Here is an 18,066-nt window from a genome sequence, read left to right on the forward strand (position 1 = left end):
GAGCGTCAGGCAGCCTCGCCCGACGGCGCGTTCACGTCCTCGGGCAGTGCGCCCTTGGCGACCTCCACCAGCGCGGTGAACGCCGCGGGATCGCTGACGGCGATCTCGGCGAGGTTCTTGCGGTCCACCTCGACACCAGCGGCCTTCAGCCCCTGGATCAGGCGGTTGTAGGTGATGTCGTTGGCGCGGGCCGCGGCGTTGATACGCGAGATCCACAGCTTGCGGAACTCGCCCTTGCGGGCGCGCCGGTCACGATAGGCGTAGTTGAGCGAATGCAGCTGCTGCTCTTTGGCCTTGCGGTAAAGCCTTGACCGCTGGCCCCGGTAGCCCTTGGAGGCCTTGAGGATTGTCCGCCGCTTCTTCTGGGCGTTGACTGCGCGCTTGACGCGTGCCATGGGAATGTCCTTCGTTCAGGTCGTACGTGTTCGTCGGTCAGCCGTTGAGCATCTTGTTGATGCGGGCGTTGTCGGCGGCCGACACAACGGTGCGACCGGCGAGTCGCCGAGTGCGCTTGCTCGACTTGTGCTCGAGCAAGTGGCGGCGGTTGGCCTTCTGACGCACGATCTTGCCGGTTCCGGTGCGACGGAACCGCTTGGAAGCGCCGCTGTGGGTCTTCGCCTTGGGCATAGGTCCTCTGCTCTGTTGTTCTAACTGTTTCGGTCGGGTGCTGAGGCCGGCTCTGCGGAGCCTTCGGCCTGTTGCGCCGCCTTGGCGCGAGTCTTCGCGCCGCGGTGCGGGGCCAGCACCATCGTCATGTTGCGGCCGTCCTGCTTGGCGGACGTCTCGACGAAGCCATAGTCGGCGACGTCGGCGCCCAGCCGCTGCAGGAGACGGAAGCCCAACTCGGGTCGCGACTGTTCGCGGCCGCGGAACATGATCGTCACCTTGACCTTGGACCCGGCCTCGAGGAAGCGGATCACGTGACCCTTTTTGGTCTCGTAATCGTGCGGGTCGATCTTGGGACGGAGCTTCTGTTCCTTGACGACGGTCTGCTGCTGGTTCTTGCGAGACTCGCGCGCCTTCTGAGCCGTCTCGTATTTGAACTTTCCGTAGTCCATGATCTTGCAGACCGGGGGTTTGGCATCCGGGGCTACTTCGACGAGATCGAGATCGGCATCCGCGGCGACGCGGAGGGCATCTTCGATGCGCACGATGCCTACCTGTTCACCGCCCGGTCCGATCAGGCGGACTTCAGGTACGCGGATGCGCTCGTTGACGCGGGTCTCAGTGCTGATGGGGCCTCCTATGTTGTCCTCTAGGAGCCCACTCCGTCAGCTCTGCTCAACGAACAGAAAAGCCCTGCTCATAGCAGGGCCCACAGCCGACCAGGACAGGCAATATGTTGCCTGTGACCGGACCGCTGAGCCGGTTTGGCCAGCGGTGGGAGGGGGACTCCACTTGCTGTCCCTGGCGTTTGCCGGGACGGTCGCGCATGCCAGTCTAACAGGCGTGACCGATGACCCGAACTCAGCTGACCCGCCAGATCCAAACGGTACAGACGGCTCAGGTGATCTGAACGGCACCGCCGTTCGTGAACTCGCGGAGATCCCCGCCGTCGAGGTGATCACCCGGTCGGCCGTGATGCTGATGAGCGCGGCGGCCGAGAAGCTCGGGTTGTCGGCCGACAATCCCGACGAGAGCCCGTACCGCGATCTCGACGAGGCCCGCCGGTTGATCACCGCGCTGGCCGGGTTGGTCACCGCGTCCGCGGAGTATCTCGGACCCCATGCCGGACCGGTGCGTGACGGCCTCAAGACGCTGCAGCTGGCCTTCCGTGAGGCCAGCGCATCGCCGGACGAACCAGGGCAGGGTCCCGGCGAGAAATTCACCGGACCCGTCTGGTCGTGAGTCGCCACCCATTTGGGGTCCCAACCGAATAATGTCGCGGCCTATGACCGTCGCTAGCCTGCCCTTCACCCGCCGCAGGTCGAGGTTCTGGTGGGTGCCCGCGGCGGCGGGCTGGACGGTCGGCATCATCGCCACGCTCTCGTTGTTGGCGAGCGTCTCGCCGTTCGTGCGCTCGGTCATCCGGGTTCCGCGCGAGTTCGTCAACGACTACATCTTCAACTTCCCCGACACCAGCTTCGCCTGGGCGTTCGTGCTGGCGCTGCTGGCCGCGGCGCTGGCGGCGCGCAAGCGGATCGCCTGGTGGATCCTCATCGCGTACATGGTGGGCGCGATCGTCTTCAACATCGCGGACCTGGTGTCAGGCGACGAGTCGGTGGTCGAGGAGATCGGCGAAGTCATCGGCCTGGCCTTCCACGTCGCCGCGATCCTGTTCCTGCTGCTGGCTCGCGGAGAATTCTGGGCGAAGGTGCGCCGCGGCGCCCTGCTGAAGGCAGCGGTCGTGCTGGTCGCAGGGATGGCGATCGGCACCCTGATCGGATGGGGCCTGCTCGAACTGTTCCCGGGCACGCTGACCAGTGACGACCGGTTCTGGTACGCGTTGAACCGGGTCAGCGCGTTCGCAGGTGCCGACTCCTCGAATTTCACCGGTCATCCGCACGTTCTGATCAACGCTGTGCTCGGCCTCTTCGGTGCACTGGCCCTCATGGTCGCAGCGATCGTGCTGTTCCAGTCCCAGCGCGCCGAGAACGCGCTGACCGGCGAGGACGAATCCGCGCTGCGCGGGCTGCTGGAGTTGTTCGGCAAGAACGACTCGCTCGGGTACTTCGCGACGCGCCGCGACAAGGCGGTGGTGTTCGCGCCCAACGGGCGGGCCGCCATCACCTACCGCGTGGAAGTCGGTGTGTGCCTGGCGAGTGGGGACCCAGTCGGCGATCCCAAGGCGTGGCCGGCGGCGATCGAAGCATGGCTCGCGTTATGCCAGACCTACGGCTGGGCCCCTGGGGTGATGGGCGCGAGCTCGGCGGGCGCCGAGGCGTTCCGCGAGGCCGGGCTCAACGCCTTGCAACTCGGCGACGAGGCCATTCTGTACCCCGACAATTTCCGGCTGTCCGGGCCGGACATGCGCGCGGTCCGGCAGGCCGTGACCCGGGCGCGGCGTGCGGGTGTGAGCGTGCGAATCCGCAGGCACCGCGACCTGGGCGCCCAGGAGATGGCCGACGTCATCGCCCGCGCCGAGGCCTGGCGCGACACCGAGGACGAACGCGGCTTCTCGATGGCACTCGGCCGGCTCGGCGACCCGGCCGACGGCGACTGCCTCCTGGTGGAGGCGGTCCAGACCGCGGGCGAGACAGACGAAGTCGTCGCCATGCTGTCGCTGGTGCCCTGGGGCACCAACGGCGTCTCGCTGGACCTGATGCGGCGCGCACCCCACTCTCCCAACGGCACCATCGAGCTGATGGTCAGCGAATTGTGCATGCAGGCCGAAGACATCGGCATCACACGGATCTCGTTGAATTTCGCCATGTTCCGCTCGGCGTTCGAACAGGGCGCTCAGCTCGGGGCCGGCCCGGTCGCCCGGCTGTGGCGCAGCCTGCTCGTGTTCTTCTCCCGGTGGTGGCAGCTCGAGACGCTGTACCGCTCGAACATGAAATACCACCCGGAATGGGTGCCGCGCTACGCCTGCTACGACGACGCCCGACTGGTGCCCCGGGTCGGGGTGGCGTCGGTGATCGCCGAAGGGTTTCTGGTGCTGCCCTTTTCGCGGCGTCACGAACAGCCGCACACCGGACACCATACGGCGGTGCCGCAGGATCTGATGGCGACCGGATTGCTGCACCACGACGGTACGGCCCCCGATCTCAGCGGGCTGGCGGCGGATCTGCCCGATGCCGATGAGCCGCGGCTGCCTGAACAAGTGCGAGTGCGCATGGCCAAGCTGAAGGCGCTGCAGGACAACGGAATCGATGCCTATCCCGTCGGTACGCCACCGTCGCATACCATCGCCGAGGCGTTGGAAGCCGATGTTGCCGACGGCGACGTTCCGGTGACGGTGGCGGGGCGTGTGCTGCGCAGCCGCGACTACGGCGGCGTGCTGTTCGCCCAGCTGCGCGACTGGTCCGGCGAAATCCAGCTGCTGCTGGACAACTCGCTGCTCGAATCGGCGACGACCGCCGACTTCACGCACTCCATCGATCTCGGCGACCTCATCGAGGTGTCCGGCACCGTGGGCTACAGCAAGAAGGGCACCCGCTCACTTCTGGTGCGTGACTGGCGGATGATCGGCAAGTGTTTGCGTCCACTGCCGGACAAGTGGAAGGGGTTGACCGACCAGGAGGCCCGTGTGCGCGCCCGCTACGTCGACCTGGCGATCAACACCGAGGCTCGCGACCTCATCCGCGCGCGCAGCGGCGTGCTGCACGCGATTCGGGAAACGTTGGTGGGCGAGGGGTTCCTCGAGGTCGAGACGCCGATCCTGCAACAGATCCACGGCGGCGCGAACGCCCGGCCGTTCCTCACCCACATCAACGCCTACGATCTGGACCTCTACCTGCGGATCGCTCCTGAGCTGTACCTCAAGCGGCTCTGCGTGGGCGGTGTCGAGCGGGTTTTCGAGCTGGGCAGGGCGTTCCGCAACGAGGGCGTCGACTTCAGCCACAACCCCGAATTCACGCTGCTGGAGGCGTATCAGGCGCACGCGGACTACAACGTCTGGATCGACGGCTGCCGGCAGCTCATCCAGAACGCCGCCGAGGCTGCCAACGGTGCCCAGGTGTTCTACCGGCCGCAAGAAGGCGGCGGACTCGAGCCCGTCGACATCTCCGGTCAGTGGACGGTCAGGACCGTGCACGATGCGGTGTCCGAAGCCCTCGGTGAACAGATCGGCCCCGACACCGAACTGCCGCGGTTGCGCAAGCTGTGTGACGCCGCGGCCATTCCGTACCTCACGCACTGGGATGCCGGCGCGGTGGTGCTGGAACTCTATGAGCGGCTGGTCGAGGACCGCACCGAATCGCCGACGTTCTACAAGGACTTCCCGACGTCCGTGTCGCCGCTGACCCGTCCGCACCGCAGCATTCCCGGCGTCGCCGAGCGCTGGGATCTGGTGGCCTGGGGAGTCGAACTCGGCACCGCCTACAGCGAACTCACCGATCCGGTCGAGCAGCGACGCCGGTTACAGGAGCAGTCGCTGCTGGCTGCGGGCGGCGATCCCGAGGCGATGGAACTCGACGAGGACTTCCTGCAGGCGATGGAGTACGCGATGCCGCCCACGGGCGGTCTGGGCATGGGTGTCGACCGCGTCGTCATGCTGATCACCGGGCGCAGCATCCGCGAGACGCTGCCGTTCCCGTTGGCCAAGCCCCGCTGACAGCTCCCCCACAGCGCGCCATAAGGATTACCGGTCACCTTGTACTGCGTGACACTGGTGACACTGGCTCATTCGCTGCGTGGGCACCTGTCGTTGATGCATGGGTGGATTCCCACCACTGTGCAGATTGTCTCGGTGATCGTCCTGATCGCCGCCATCGGATGGCGAACGCGCCGATGGCGGCTGGTGTGGGTGCCGTGGGCCGCTCTGTGCGGCATCGCGCTCGCGATGGCGACATACGCCTTCATTGCGTCGGAAGGGCTTTCTGACAACCCAGCGCCGCGATCGCTGTGGGTGTGGGTGGCGCTGACGGGTGCGGCAGGCGCCGTGTTGGTCGCGGGTTGGCGGGGCGCGCGGTGGTGGCGACGCGGCCTCTCGTTGGTGTCGCTGCCGCTGTGCCTGCTGTCCGTCGCGTTGGCTGTGAACCTCTGGGTTGGTTACGTCCCCACCGTTGGGGCCGCGTGGAATCAACTGACCGCCGGACCGCTGCCCGATCAGACCGATGCGGCGATCATGCTGGCGATGCAGCAGCGGCACCAGCTCCCGGTCAGGGGCACAGTGGTTCCCGTCAACATCGGCGACAGGGCATCCAGTTTCAAGCACCGCGGTGAACTCGTCTACCTGCCGCCCGCGTGGTATGCAACCAATCCGCCGCCGCCGCTTCCGACGGTGATGATGATCGGCGGTGAGTTCAACACCGCTGCGGATTGGGTACGCGCCGGCAATGCGGTCGCCACCGCCGACGGTTTCGCCGCCGCGCACGGCGGGTATGCCCCGGTGCTCGTGTTCGTCGACGCCGGCGGCACGTTCCGCAACGACACCGAATGCGTGAACGGCAGGCGGGGCAATGCCGCCGACCATCTCACCAAGGACGTCGTCCCGTTTGTAATCTCGACGTTCAAAGTGAGTGCCCGGCAGTCGAACTGGGGCATCGTCGGATGGTCGATGGGGGGCACCTGCGCCGTCGACCTGGCGGTGATGCATCCCGAGATGTTCGGCGCCTTCGACGACATCGCCGGGGATCTGAGCCCCAACTCCGGCACCAAGGATCAGACGATTGAACGCCTGTTCGGCGGGAATTCAGGGGCCTACGCGGCGTTCGACCCGATGACGGTGATCAACCGCCACGGTCGCTATTCGAACCTCGAGGGCCGGTTCGACGTCAATACGATTGACGCAGGCCCACAGAAGGATGCGGCGAACGTGCTGTGTGGCCTCGCCGCAGCCAACGGCATCAACTGCTCCGTCGTGGTCCAACCGGGCAAGCACGACTGGCCTTACGCCGCACAGGCTTTCGCGACGGCGCTGCCGTGGCTGGCGGCGCGACTCGGCACGCCGGACCTCGCGGCCGTCCCGGTGCCGGCCGCGCTTCGCAGCGTCGCAAGACCAACGCCACTGCCCGAAGGACCGCGTCAGCCTCCCGTGCGCGCCGACGCCCCGATCGGGAAGCCGAAGTAGTCGTCGGGCTGTTCGGCACGCCTGCCGCGAGAATGTGCTGGCACCAGCCACGTCACCGTACGCAACGAAACCGAAAGCGCAACACGCATTTCGACAGGCGAGGCCCGGAAGCGCCTGCGGGCGACCGCGTCGGAAAAGCTACGACGGGCAGTAAGACTGGGTCGCGGCACCGACGAAGAACCCGCTCTGGTCCAGGGTCCATTGGGCCGGTTCGCTGATCTCGACCGCGACCTGTTCGGGCTTCTGCCCGGCGGCCACGTAATCGCATACCGCGTGGGCGAGGGTGATTGCGTCCTTGGGTGTCGAGAACGGGATTCCCTCTTCTTCGAGCACGCTGACGAAGATGTCGTCGGTCTCGTCGGCCAGGGCCGGTGCGGCTGTGCCGAGCGCCATGGCGACGCCGACAACCGTTGAAAAGATGATGGTGCCGCGCATGGTGGTTCCTTTCGCAGTGATGACGGCAAGACGCTACGCGCAGCGTTCGAGCGGCGCCGGACTTTCGTCAAAATTGTCACAACCGCCTTGACCTGCGAGGGGGTAGCCTGGACGACATGCCGGGCGACACCACTCCGGAACGGGATCAGCAACCCGCCGTCGAGGCCGAGGTCGTGGACCCGAAACCCGAGTCCACCACGCCGGTCGAGCCGGTTGACAGCGGCTACACACCGGGTGGTGTGCCGACGTTCGACGCCGTCCGGGAGAAGGTCGAGACGCGCTACGGCACCGCGATCGGCGCCTCCGAGCTCGCGGGTGAAACCCCCGAGGGTCGAAGCGTCGCCGAGCAATACGACGAGCGCCAGCGAGCAGCGGCCGAGCGTCTGGAACAGATCCGCGAGCAGATGCGCAAACAATCCGACGAATCTCAGTAATCCGACTCGGCCGCAAGGATCTCGGCTAAGAACGCATCGGGTCCGGGTCGATCCATTCGGGACCGGGCGAACGCGCGGACCCGGTCGCGGGTCTGTGCCGACTCGTCGACATCGGCGCCCACCACCACCCTCGCGCCGCGCCAGTCATGGTTCCAGGCAACCGCTTCGGGAATCGGTGTTCCGTCAGTGTCGGTAACGGGAAACGACGCGCGCCCGTCCGCGCCGAGTGCGCCCGCCCCGCCGACGGCCCCCGACACCAACCGCACCGTGACCCCGTCGGGTGAGCCCAGACCCGTCAATTCCACCCCGACGACCGCGCTCACACCGTCGCCGACCGCTTCCACCGACCATTCGACGGTGTCCTCGGCGGCGTCGAAGACACCCGGTGGTACGGCCGCCCAATTGAGCGAGGCGGTGCCGCCGGCGATGACCGCGGCACCCCGGGCTCGCGAATCCGCCCCTGCGGCAAGCGCATAGTCGGCGCGCCGACCGCTCACCGGGTCCGCATCGAGTGCGACCCCGACGTCGTCGGCCACATCGCGACACAGCTCGATGAGCGCGGTGATCCGTGGATCACCTTCGTGCGCAGCAGCGTTCAGTGCCGCGGCGTGCGGCGCAAGCAGATGGGTGATCTCCGAGTCGAAGGTGTCGTCGCCGAAGTAGTCCTGCGCCGCGGCGGTCAGCAGCGCGACTTCGGCATCCAGGAGCGCCCCGTCGAGCGTCGCGATCGCATCGCGCTGGCTCGCCGGCCACCAGCGCCGCAGCCAGTGGCCGAGCGCGAGGCGGCGCAGCGGTTCGAGCGCATCGGGTAGCAGGGCCACGCCGGTCACCTCGACGCTGTCGGCTGCGGCGCGGTCACCCAGCGCGGAGATCACGGCGTGGTGGCCCGCCTCGCCGACCACCCGCCACAACCAGTCCGCCCGTGCCGGATCGGTGAACGCGATCTGGGCATCCGTCGGCTCGTCGACCGTCCACGACAGCACCGCACCGCTGACTTCGAGAACGGCCACCACCGGTGCCGGGGCCACCAGCGGTCCCGTCGTCCACAGGCCCGAATCCGCCATCAGCCTCATCCCGCCACCTGCAACTCGAGCATCGTCTTGATCCGCTGGCGGTGGTCCAGGCTGACCGACCTCGCCACCCCTTCCAGCACCGCTCGAACCTCATCGACATCGCCACAGGGCTCCTGCCACACGTCGCGGCCGTGCAGCCGGGCCCACAACCGGCTCAGGTACGGGCGCGCGAACATCGCCAGCTCGTCGATCACCTGCTGCTGGCGCGGATGGATCGGCCCGCCGGCGGCCAGGTAGCGGCGCGCATGCAGCACATATGCCTCTTTGCGGAGCCGCGCCTGAATCTGGCGGGCCAACTCGTAGCGGGGCTCGGCGCCATGCGCCAGCGGCGCGAGATGCACCGCGACCTCGATTCCCGCGACCAGCGCGGCCTGCTTGTCTTCTCCGATCAGCCCCCAGGGGGCACACGCCCGGTCGACCTCCTCGGCGCACAATGTCGGCACATCGGGAAGTTCGTCGCGGTCCATCGCCCTTCGCAGAGTTGCCCGCACCCTGTCGATCACGCTGCGGTTCAGGGGCCGGACGTTGTCCGGGCCACCGATGACGCTCGGCTGCGGTTGTGGTTCAACAGAACTCAGACCGAGGTCGACGATCGACCATGGCAGCTCGGCCGGTCCGCTGCGCGCCTTGGCTCCGAGGTTGTACGGCGCGGCATCGGCGATCAACGCCTGCCACACACGCTGTCGCGCGGCCGCGGCCGAGTGGCCTTCGGCGGGGCCGAGCACCGTGGTCAGTCCGGACATGAACGGACCGGTGATATCGGTGCCCGCGCGAACATCTCGCCAACTGCGGCTCAGCTGCATCTCCAGTTCGGCGATGACGTTCTCGTCGGACACAAACCGGTTCAGCACCTCGATGGCGGGGCGGTCGCGTTCGCCGTGGATCTCGCGCAGCACCTCCTCGGCAGCCTGGGCAACGGAACCATGTTGTGCGGGGGGTCCTTTCGTCACGGCCAGCTCGAAACACACCGGGAAGTACAGCTCTTGGGCATTGCCCGACGTGATGCGCAACCGGCGCCGCTCTCGTTTGAGCACGTCGAACCAGGCCGCGGTGTCCCGCAGTTGCGCACTGTGCCCGACGATCGCGTCGTACATCGCCACGGCCACGTCGGGCGCCAGGAACGGCGCCGAGAATTGGGTGTTCGATCGCAGCCGCAGGACCAGCGGATCGATGATCCGTTTCACCGTTCGCCGCAGCGGCCCGCCGTCGTCGCCGCTGAGCACCTCGACACCGGGCCCGATGGCGCGCCAGGCGCGGTCGATGACCGCCCGGCGCGGATGGGCGACGGCGACGGCCGTCCCGGTGCTCATCAGGACAGGATAGAAGTAGGTTCCGGGTGTAGACAGCAGGAAAGTTGGGTTCGGTAGCGGCGCGGCCGCCCGATCCTTAGGTCATGTTCACTGCGCTGTTCGCGTTCGTCTGCATCGTCTACATCGGCACGACGGCCGCTTCGTTACTACCCGCTTGGAAGCTCTCCCGAGTGGATTGCGGTGAGGCCGACGAGCGCCTGGCCACCGCGGAGGACATCCTCGCCGCGCGAGCGGAGTTCGACCGGACGATGGTGCGCAAGGGCCTGCTCACCCGCGACCGACTCGAGTTGATCCGCAACGGCATCCGCTCACCGGCGGTCGTCACCGCGATGCGGCCCACGGGGCAGGCGCTCGAGGACTGCCGGGAGGTCGAACTCGATGTCATGGTCATAAAGCCTGAAGGCGGGCAGTTTCCCGCCCGGGAGACCGCGTTGGTGCCGGCGTCCGCGCTGATCAAGGTCTTCCCTGGCAGCGTCATCGACACCTACTACCGTCCCGGTGACGAGACCGCCGTGGCGATCTGCGTGGCGCCGGTGTGATCAGCGCGCGCCGTCGACAGCGAAGCTGGCCAGCGCCGCCCAATACAGCGGGCTGGCAGTCAGATCGCCACCGCGCCAGTCTCGCATCCGGCTCCGCTGCCAGCGGTTCACCGCCCGACCGGCCTCATCGGCCTCATGGGCGCGGTCGACGGCGACGATCGCCTCGCTCATCGGATCGGCCTCGGATGCGGCGAACTGCCGGTAGCCCGCCGTCGTCGGCAGCGACCACAACGTGGCAGTGACCAGTTGAGCGCCACCCAGGACCATCGCCGCCACCAGCCCACTGGCCTCGTCGAACTGATAGTCCCCACCGGATGCACACGCCAGCAACGCAACCCGTGGAGGAAACGGCAATCCCGCCGCCATGAGCTCACCAGCGGTGAGCGGCCGCTCGTCGGCGAGGTGCAGCGCCGCGCGGTCCGCGTGGCCGGCGTCGCCGTCGGCGGCGGTGGCGTGCCCGACGTACACCATGCGACCGGGCTGCCGCGCGAGCTGACCGGCGAGCCAACCGCGGTCGGCGTCGGTACGCCGGAACAACTCGGTGACGGCCGCCACGTCCGGCAGCACCGCGCGGCGGTCGGCGAGATCAGCGAAATGACGAGCCAGGGCGGTATCGGGCGACGGTCTGCCGAGCACGGAGCCCAACGCCGCGTCCGGGCGCTGGCCGGGCACGCGCGGGTCGAGCACCAGCAGAACGGGGTTGTCGCTTCTGTCCTTCCAATCCACCGGCGCCCGCGGCGAATTGACGATGTTGGGTGGCACGGCCATCATGACCTCGGCCAGCTCCATCAGCCGGATGCCGTCATCCTCCGGCGCCGCCAGCAGACCCCAGGGCATCCTGGCCAACCGTGCGCTCGGCGACACGAACAGCGTCGCGCGCGGTGACGCCGCATACTCGACGAGCAGCTGCCAGGCGGCGGGGGCGATCAGTAGTTTGCCCAGTGCGCGGGCGAGTTCGAATTCGGTTGTGGGCGCGGCGAAGGCGCCTCGGGCGATCGCGCGGTTGAGTGCGTCGCTACGGTTTTCGGTGCCGATGGGGTCGGGCAGCGCCTCGGCCAGCCGCTGTTCGGCTGTAACGAGATCCGGCTGTTCGACCACCCAGGTGACGGTTCGCGACGGGTCTCCCACGACCCGCAGCCCGGCGTACGTCGCCACCCCGACGTCGGCGAACCGCAGGACGAGAGTCTCGGTCAGGGCCACGTGCACCACGCGGGCTCGTCCGCGGTCACGTCGCGGCCGTACCGCTCGGCTGCCAGGGCGCGGTAGCGGCCGATGATCGGCGCGGTGGCCGGGTCCATCACCAGCGGCGGCAACGGTCCGAGTCTGGTCAGCGACGCGCTCGCGGTGACCGCCGGTCCCGCGGCGACCAGCGCGTACTCGTCCGCGGACTCCACGGGTACGGCCGCCGTGGCCGTGCCCGCCCAATCCATGGCGTCGGCGGAAGCGGGTTCTGCGGTGAAGGTTCCGCGCGCGCTGTGGTATTCGATGAGCTCACTGACCAGCTCGGTGTTGCCCCACTCCCATGCGACGGCGAATGCACCGGCGAGGATCGGAGCGGAAACGTAGGTCGCCCACCGCATTCGGGCGTCGGCATCGGGGATCGCGTACCGCACCGAGTCGACGGCCATCGCGGCGGGAAGTTTGAGTTCGGCGGCCTTCTGGAGCTTTTCCGCCGCGTGGACGGGATCGGCCAGTGCGTCGGCCCGCCAGATGTTGCCGAGCTGGTCGTCGAGGCGGGCGTACTGCAGCCAGCTGTGGCGGGGCCAAGCGTCGAGCAGTTCACGCGCCTGTCCGACGCGCTCGAGTGCTGCGGCGAAGTCTCCGCGGAAGATGTCGACCCAGCTGCGCTGCAACAGGATCCGGTGGATGTGCAGGGGCTTCTCGATCTCACGCCAGTGCCGTTCGGCATGGCCGAGTCGTTCGTCGGCGTCGTCGAGCGCGTTCACGGAGATGCTGATCAGCCCGAAGTACAGCCAGCACCGCGAGACGTCGTGTGCGCGAAGATGTTCGGCGATAGCCGGATATGCCTCGTGGACCAACGTCTGCGCCTGTGGCCGGTCGCCAGCCGACCACGCCGCCGTCGCACGTTCGAGTTGGGTTCGCGCCACTGCGAGCCTCCACCCACGCGCCTCCGCGCGTGCCCCCGCCCGCCGCAGCCAGGGCTCGGCCGCAACGAGCCGGCCGGTCTCGACGCAGAACCTGCCATACCCGGTCGCCCCCAGGACGAGGAGGTGATCGTGGTGCTCGCCACCGTCGCCGAGACGGTCGATCACGTCGATCACCCGCTCCCACAACGGGATCGACTTCACATGCAGGTCGTCGTCGCACAGCGCGACCGCACACAGGATCTCGGCGTAGGTGACCAGGAATCGGTGTTCGGCTGCGAGTTCGGCGACCGGCTCGTCGTCTGTCAGGGCGATCAGCGCGGCCTCGGCGGTCTCATGGTCACCGTGCGCTGCGGCCAGTCCGGTCTGCAGGAACTGCGCGCGCCGCGAGTACCGGCGCACCATCAGCTCGATCTTGGCCGTCGACATCGTCACCTGTGCCGCGGCCTCGGGGTTGGTACCCGCAAGGATCGCCGAATAGACGGCCAGGCATTCGCGCATCCGGTTCAGGCACTGCTCGGTGCCGTTGTATGCGGTGCGGACGAGGTAGATCTCGCCGAGCAGCGCGTACACCTCGAGCATCCAGTCGTCGCGGCCGGCCTGCTCGATCTGCGGCACCAGAGACAACAGGAGATCCTTGGCCGCCTCCTCGTTGGCGGCGAACGCGAGGTGACGCGCACGCTCGAGGTCCGTGGGGATCGCCACCGCGCAATCATAGAAAGCGGCGGGCATGCCTGGCACGCCCGCCGCTTCAGGAGGTGGATCGCTCAACTGCAGTTGACCTTGACGGTGAACGGCTTGGTGATCGACCCTGCCATCGGGTTCGAGATGTCGGCGCCCGCCGCTTCGCCGGTGATGGTGTAGGTGTCACCGTCGACCTTCACCTCGGCCGAACCGACCTTGGCACCCATGGTGTTGCTGACCGCGAGGGCGTTTCCGTCGACCACCATGCCCAGCGACTCCACCTTCGGATTCGCCTCATCGCTCATCACGATGCCCAGGCCCTGCTGGCCGCCGATCGCGCCGCTGGCGACGTTGATCCGGCCGCCCTGCTTCACGCAGGTGACGGTGTTGAGGTCGAGGCCCTCGAGATCCTTGCCATCGACCTTCACCTCCGTGCTGCCGCCGCTGCTCACGCCCGCCGCGCTGGCCGCAGGGGCGCTTCCCTTGTCGTCCGAACAGCCCACCAGTACGGTGGCGCCAGCGACCAGTCCGATCAGACCCACAACAACGCGATTCATCGATCTACCCTTCGTTGGGACGTCGCCCCGATGGCGCCCGTCATGGCGGTAAGTCAAAACCGCACCGGTCGCTACCGATCCCAAACTTTTGTCGGGGCCCGCCGGTACGGTTCGCAGGCGATGCGCAGATTCACGGTCGCCGAACGGCGAGCACGGCTGGCCCGTCGGCACTTCCTCTGCGCGCCTGCGGACTCCGTCGGTGCCGTCGTCGACGGTGTGCTCGGGCTGCACGCGACCGATCCGGCGACCCCGTACCTGTCGCTGTGGGCGCGGCTGGCGGGGTTCCGTGTCGCCGATCTGGACGCCGAACTCTACGATCGGCGCACGCTGGTCAAGCATCTCGCGATGCGCAGGACGCTGTGGACCGTCCACGCCGGCGACATGCCGCTGATACAGTCCGCGGCAAGCGATCGGGTCGCCGACACGGAGCGTCGCCGGCTCATCGCCGACGCGCAGAAGGCCGGTGTCTGCACCGATGGCGACGCGTGGCTCGATGCGGCCCGCACGGCGGTCCTTACGCATCTCAGCGAGCATGGGGCGACGAGTGCGAAGGATCTGCGCGAGGCGCTGCCGGAGTTGGCAGGGTCGTGGGATCCGGCTCCGGGTAAGCGGTGGGGCGGCGAGACCTCCCTGGCACCGCGCATCCTGACCGTGCTGGCGGTGCGCGGCGACATCATGCGCGGTCCCAACGACGGGAAGTGGACGACGTCGCGACCCCGTTGGGTCGCCACCGCCGACTGGATCGGCACCGGCGATGCCGCCGACCCGCAGACGGCCCGCTCCCAGCTCGTGCGCCGCTGGCTCGCCGCGTTCGGCCCGGCCACCGTGACCGATATCAAGTGGTGGTTCGGCAACACGTTGACCTGGGCGCGAGAGGCGTTGCAGGACATCGGCGCGGTCCAGGTCGACCTCGATGGCACGCCGGGCTTCGTCCTACCCGACGATCTCGACGTCGAACCCCAACCCGAACCGTGGTGCGCACTGCTGCCCGGTCTGGACGTCACGACGATGGGCTGGTTCGACCGCGGCTGGTACCTCGGACCGCACCGAGCGCAGGTATTCGACCGCAATGGCAACGGCGGCCCCACGGCATGGTGCGCCGGCAGGATCGTGGGTGCCTGGGGTCAGGACGACGCCGGGCGGGTCGAGCTGCGGTTGCTCGAGGACGTGGGCCGCTCGGCGCAGGGCCGACTGCAAAGGCAGGCCGACCACCTGACCCAGTGGCTCGACGGTGTACGGGTCAGCCCGCGGTTCCCATCGCCGCTGTCGAAGGCTTGCCGAAGCTGAAGATATGCACGAGATTGCGCTGAATACTCGAACACAAGCTCAGTTTCGACAGGTAGTCAGGCGCTGACCTTGCTGCGTTTGGCGTTGCGCGCCTTGGGTTTCGGCCGTTCCACGCCCAGGCACTCAGCGAGGAAGTGGCCGGTGTAGCTGTCGGGATTGGCGGCGACATCCTCGGGGGTCCCGGACGCGACCAGGGTGCCGCCGCCCGCTCCGCCCTCGGGCCCCATGTCGACGATCCAGTCCGACGTCTTGATCACGTCGAGGTTGTGCTCGATGACGATGACCGTATTGCCTTTGTCGACAAGCCCATTGATGACCTTGAGCAGCTTTCGGATGTCCTCGAAGTGCAGGCCGGTGGTCGGCTCGTCGAGGATGTACACCGTGCGCCCCGTCGACCGCTTCTGCAGTTCGGAGGCCAGCTTCACGCGCTGCGCCTCACCACCGGACAGCGTCGGGGCGGGCTGACCCAGCCGCACGTAGCCCAGACCGACGTCGACGAGCGTCTTGAGATACCGGTGGATCGAGGTGATCGGCGCAAAGAACTCGGAGGCCTCTTCGATCGACATGTCGAGGACCTCGGCGACGGTCTTGCCCTTGTAGTGCACCTCGAGCGTCTCGCGGTTGTACCGGGCGCCGTGGCACACCTCGCACGGCACGTACACGTCGGGAAGGAAGTTCATCTCGATCTTGATGGTGCCGTCGCCGGAACACGCCTCGCAGCGACCGCCCTTGACGTTGAACGAGAACCGCCCCGGTTGATATCCGCGCACCTTGGCCTCGGTGGTGGCCGCGAACAGCGTGCGGATCTTGTCGAAGACGCCGGTGTAGGTGGCGGGGTTGGACCGCGGTGTGCGGCCGATCGGTGACTGGTCCACGCGGACCAGCTTGTCGAGCTTGTCGAGCCCCGTGACCCGGGTGTGGCGACCCGGCACCTGCCGGGCCCCGTTGAGCTTGTTCGCCAGCACCGACGCCAGGATGTCGTTGACCAACGTCGACTTACCCGAGCCCGAAACGCCGGTGACCGCGGTCAGTACGCCGAGGGGGAAGGACACGTCGATCTCGCGCAGGTTGTGCTCGCGGGCCCCGACGACCGTCAGCAGCCGCTTCTTGTCGACCGGCCGCCGGATCGCCGGCACCTCGATCTCTTCCTTGCCCGAAAGGTAGGCTCCGGTAAGCGATTCCGGGTTCTTCAGCAGCTCGTCATAGGGTCCGCTGTGCACGATCTGACCGCCGTGCTCGCCCGCCGCGGGGCCGATGTCGACGACCCAGTCGGCATGGGCGATCGTGTCGAGATCGTGCTCGACGACGATCAGTGTGTTACCCAGATCGCGCAGCCGGACCAGCGTGTCGATCAGCCGGCGGTTGTCGCGCTGGTGCAGTCCGATCGACGGTTCGTCGAGGACGTAGAGCACCCCGACGAGGCCCGACCCGATCTGGGTGGCGAGCCGAATGCGTTGCGCCTCACCGCCGGACAGCGTGGCGGCGGCCCGCGAGAGCGACAGGTAGTCCAGTCCGACGTCGAGCAGGAAGCCCAACCGTGACTGGATCTCCTTGAGCACCTGCCCCGCGATGGCCTGCTCGCGTGCGCCCAGCGTCAGCGCGTTGAGAAACTCCGAGCACTCCGCGATCGACAGCTCGGCGACCTCGGCGATGGACTTCGGCCCGAACTCCCCCGCCGTCAGTGTCACCGCGAGGATTTCGGGCTTGAGCCGCGTACCCTCGCACTCCGGGCAGGGCACGTCGCGCATGAAGCCCTCGTAACGCTCCTTCATCTGCTCGGAGTCCGTCTGCTCCATCCTGCGCTGCAGGAACGCCATCACGCCCTCGAAATCGGCGTAGTACGAACGGGTTCGGCCGTAGCGGTTCTTGTACCGCACGTGCACCTGCTCGTCGCAGCCCTCGAGGATCGCCCGGCGCGCCTTGGCGGGCAACTTCTTCCACGGCGTGTTCACATCGAACCCGAGCGCGTCACCGAGCCCCGCCAGCATCCGGGTGAAGTACTCCGCGGTCTGCCCCATCGACCAGGGCGCGATCGCTCCCTCCGCCAGGGTCAGGTCCGGGTCCGGCACCACCAGTTCGGGATCGACCTCCTTGCGGATGCCCAGGCCCAGACATTCGGGGCAGGCGCCGTAGGGCGAGTTGAACGAGAACGACCGCGGCTCGAGATCGTCGACGGCCAGCGGATGCCCGTTGGGGCAGGCCAGCTTCTCGGAGAACCGCTGTTCGCGGTGCGGGTGGTCGTCCTCACGGTCGACGAACTCCAGCACGACGATGCCGTCGGCGAGATTCAGCGCCGTCTCGATCGAGTCCGTCAGCCGCTGCTTGGCACTCGCCTTCACCGTCAGGCGGTCGACGACCACCTCGATATCGTGTTTCTCCTGCTTCTTCAGCTTCGGCGGATCGGTGAGCGGATACACCACACCGTCGACGCGCACGCGGCTGTAGCCCTGCGTGTTCAGCTTGTCGAACAGGTCGACGAACTCGCCCTTGCGGGTGCGCACCACCGGTGCGAGCACCTGGAAGCGCAGCCCCTCGTCCATGGCCAGCACCTGATCGACGATCTGCTGCGGCGTCTGCCGGGCGATGCGCTCACCGCAGACTGGGCAGTGCGGGGTGCCCGCGCGGGCGTACAGCAGCCGCAGGTAGTCGTAGACCTCGGTGATGGTGCCGACCGTCGACCGCGGGTTGCGGTTGGTCGACTTCTGGTCGATGGACACCGCGGGCGACAACCCCTCGATGAAGTCGACGTCGGGTTTGTCCATCTGACCGAGGAACTGGCGGGCATAGGCCGACAGCGACTCGACGTAACGGCGCTGGCCCTCGGCGAAAATCGTGTCGAAGGCCAGTGACGACTTCCCCGAACCGGAGAGGCCGGTGAAGACGATCAGCGCGTCGCGTGGTAAATCAAGATCGACACTTCGCAGGTTGTGCTCGCGCGCACCCTTGACGACAAGGCGGTCAGCCACCCG

The 18,066-nt window shown here is 67.7% G+C and carries 16 protein-coding genes; 6 read left to right on the forward strand and 10 right to left on the reverse strand.

What is annotated here, in order from left to right; genetic code table 11:
• Positions 1-5 precede the first annotated feature (5 nt).
• From rplT to infC, 3 genes are read right to left on the reverse strand one after another with little or no spacing between them, the layout of a single operon-like run.
• Complete coding sequence (gene rplT / locus AAHH99_RS20840) at positions 6-395, reverse strand: 50S ribosomal protein L20 (RefSeq protein WP_064346258.1); 390 nt, start codon at positions 393-395, stop codon at positions 6-8.
• 37 nt (positions 396-432) lie between these two features.
• Positions 433-627 (reverse strand): 50S ribosomal protein L35, encoded by a 195-nt coding sequence (gene rpmI / locus AAHH99_RS20845; RefSeq protein ID WP_418770403.1) that lies wholly within the window; start codon positions 625-627, stop codon positions 433-435.
• A 20-nt stretch (positions 628-647) separates the two neighbouring features.
• On the reverse strand, positions 648-1,235 hold the full coding sequence (infC, locus tag AAHH99_RS20850) for a translation initiation factor IF-3 (RefSeq protein ID WP_418770719.1): 588 nt from the start codon (positions 1,233-1,235) through the stop codon (positions 648-650).
• A gap of 214 nt (positions 1,236-1,449) precedes the next feature.
• Here infC and AAHH99_RS20855 point away from each other — a divergent pair, with 214 nt between their 5' ends.
• The 3 genes from AAHH99_RS20855 to AAHH99_RS20865 all read left to right on the forward strand — a co-directional run bounded on the left by AAHH99_RS20855 (position 1,450) and on the right by AAHH99_RS20865 (position 6,673).
• Complete coding sequence (locus AAHH99_RS20855; protein ID WP_418770404.1) at positions 1,450-1,848, forward strand: DUF1844 domain-containing protein; 399 nt, start codon at positions 1,450-1,452, stop codon at positions 1,846-1,848.
• A gap of 43 nt (positions 1,849-1,891) precedes the next feature.
• The gene (lysX, locus tag AAHH99_RS20860) at positions 1,892-5,215 is read left to right on the forward strand and encodes a bifunctional lysylphosphatidylglycerol synthetase/lysine--tRNA ligase LysX (protein WP_418770405.1); all 3,324 of its coding nucleotides are present in this window, start codon (positions 1,892-1,894) and stop codon (positions 5,213-5,215) included.
• Positions 5,216-5,311: 96 nt separating this feature from the next.
• Positions 5,312-6,673, forward strand: coding sequence for an alpha/beta hydrolase-fold protein (locus tag AAHH99_RS20865; RefSeq protein WP_418770720.1), 1,362 nt, complete (start codon positions 5,312-5,314; stop codon positions 6,671-6,673).
• Positions 6,674-6,811: 138 nt separating this feature from the next.
• Here AAHH99_RS20865 and AAHH99_RS20870 read toward each other — a convergent pair whose 3' ends face one another.
• On the reverse strand, positions 6,812-7,108 hold the full coding sequence (locus AAHH99_RS20870) for a DUF732 domain-containing protein (protein ID WP_418770406.1): 297 nt from the start codon (positions 7,106-7,108) through the stop codon (positions 6,812-6,814).
• A gap of 116 nt (positions 7,109-7,224) precedes the next feature.
• Here AAHH99_RS20870 and AAHH99_RS20875 point away from each other — a divergent pair, with 116 nt between their 5' ends.
• Positions 7,225-7,542 carry a hypothetical protein gene (locus tag AAHH99_RS20875; RefSeq protein ID WP_418770407.1) on the forward strand — a complete coding sequence of 106 codons (318 nt, stop codon included), beginning with the start codon at positions 7,225-7,227 and terminating at the stop codon, positions 7,540-7,542.
• Here the strand turns inward: AAHH99_RS20875 and AAHH99_RS20880 are convergent.
• Together AAHH99_RS20880 and AAHH99_RS20885 are read right to left on the reverse strand one after the other, a co-directional pair.
• On the reverse strand, positions 7,536-8,615 hold the full coding sequence (locus AAHH99_RS20880; protein ID WP_418770408.1) for a hypothetical protein: 1,080 nt from the start codon (positions 8,613-8,615) through the stop codon (positions 7,536-7,538). The genes AAHH99_RS20875 and AAHH99_RS20880 overlap by 7 nt on opposite strands.
• Positions 8,612-9,925 (reverse strand): hypothetical protein, encoded by a 1,314-nt coding sequence (locus AAHH99_RS20885; protein ID WP_418770409.1) that lies wholly within the window; start codon positions 9,923-9,925, stop codon positions 8,612-8,614. The genes AAHH99_RS20880 and AAHH99_RS20885 overlap by 4 nt, the downstream gene beginning before the upstream one ends.
• A gap of 83 nt (positions 9,926-10,008) precedes the next feature.
• On the opposite strand from AAHH99_RS20885, the gene AAHH99_RS20890 reads away from it, so the two are divergent.
• Positions 10,009-10,464 (forward strand): hypothetical protein, encoded by a 456-nt coding sequence (locus AAHH99_RS20890; protein ID WP_418770410.1) that lies wholly within the window; start codon positions 10,009-10,011, stop codon positions 10,462-10,464.
• On the opposite strand, the gene AAHH99_RS20895 is transcribed toward AAHH99_RS20890, so the two are convergent.
• The 3 genes from AAHH99_RS20895 to AAHH99_RS20905 form a co-directional block, all read right to left on the reverse strand.
• Positions 10,465-11,673 carry a CHAT domain-containing protein gene (locus AAHH99_RS20895; RefSeq protein ID WP_418770411.1) on the reverse strand — a complete coding sequence of 403 codons (1,209 nt, stop codon included), beginning with the start codon at positions 11,671-11,673 and terminating at the stop codon, positions 10,465-10,467.
• Positions 11,655-13,274 (reverse strand): hypothetical protein, encoded by a 1,620-nt coding sequence (locus tag AAHH99_RS20900; protein WP_418770412.1) that lies wholly within the window; start codon positions 13,272-13,274, stop codon positions 11,655-11,657. The genes AAHH99_RS20895 and AAHH99_RS20900 overlap by 19 nt, the downstream gene beginning before the upstream one ends.
• Before the next feature lie 62 nt (positions 13,275-13,336).
• On the reverse strand, positions 13,337-13,810 hold the full coding sequence (locus AAHH99_RS20905) for a lipoprotein LpqH (protein WP_064395685.1): 474 nt from the start codon (positions 13,808-13,810) through the stop codon (positions 13,337-13,339).
• 120 nt (positions 13,811-13,930) lie between these two features.
• On the opposite strand from AAHH99_RS20905, the gene AAHH99_RS20910 reads away from it, so the two are divergent.
• On the forward strand, positions 13,931-15,097 hold the full coding sequence (locus tag AAHH99_RS20910) for a winged helix DNA-binding domain-containing protein (protein ID WP_418770413.1): 1,167 nt from the start codon (positions 13,931-13,933) through the stop codon (positions 15,095-15,097).
• A 56-nt stretch (positions 15,098-15,153) separates the two neighbouring features.
• On the opposite strand, the gene uvrA is transcribed toward AAHH99_RS20910, so the two are convergent.
• Positions 15,154-18,063, reverse strand: coding sequence for an excinuclease ABC subunit UvrA (uvrA, locus tag AAHH99_RS20915; protein ID WP_418770414.1), 2,910 nt, complete (start codon positions 18,061-18,063; stop codon positions 15,154-15,156).
• Between the last annotated feature and the right edge of the window lie 3 nt (positions 18,064-18,066).

The organism is Mycobacterium neumannii (assembly GCF_048452905.1).
In the GTDB taxonomy this organism is placed as follows: domain Bacteria; phylum Actinomycetota; class Actinomycetes; order Mycobacteriales; family Mycobacteriaceae; genus Mycobacterium; species Mycobacterium neumannii_B.